Consider the following 608-nt stretch of genomic DNA (forward strand, 5'->3'; position numbering starts at 1 on the left):
CGGCTTTAAATTTTTTCATAAAAAATAAGGACCACTTCTGATAAAATTAAGTCACCACAACCAAATTATACAGAAAGAAGGATCCTTATGTTTAAAGATTATAACATGAATCAATTAGTTTTGCCTTTAGATTTAGAAGTAAAATTACAAAAGAATGATATTGCCTTCCATGTCCATCATTTAGTCGAAAGTATCCCGCCTGAAGCGTTTGAACCATTCCTTCGAAATGAGGGCTGTCCTGCCTACCATCCACGCATGATGCTTAAAATTATCTTATGCGCCTACACGCAATCTGTCTTTTCTGGTCGTAAAATTGAAGCGCTTTTAAAAGACAGTATTCGGATGATGTGGCTAGCTCAAGGGCATGAACCAACCTACCGCACAATCAACCGATTCCGTGTCCAACCAGACGTAAAAGAGTTAATTCGTCAATGCTTCGTTCAATTCCGCTGCCAGCTGGTACAAGGGGAATTAATTGACCAGGAAGCTATTTTTATTGATGGAACAAAGATTGAAGCGAATGCGAACAAGTTTACATTCGTGTGGAAAAAGTCGATTGAGAAATATCATAACGGACTAATTGAAAAGTCAAACCAGCTATACGATGA

General features: G+C 38.0%; 1 protein-coding gene. It reads left to right on the plus strand.

The window, feature by feature from the left end:
- Positions 1–87: 87 nt before the first annotated feature.
- The coding region (locus tag ABNX05_RS26040) for a transposase (protein ID WP_349662340.1) at positions 88–608 on the plus strand (521 nt) is incomplete at its 3' end.

Origin of the sequence: Lysinibacillus zambalensis, assembly GCF_040183165.1 — a bacterium.
Classification (GTDB): Bacteria; Bacillota; Bacilli; order Bacillales_A; family Planococcaceae; genus Lysinibacillus; species Lysinibacillus zambalensis.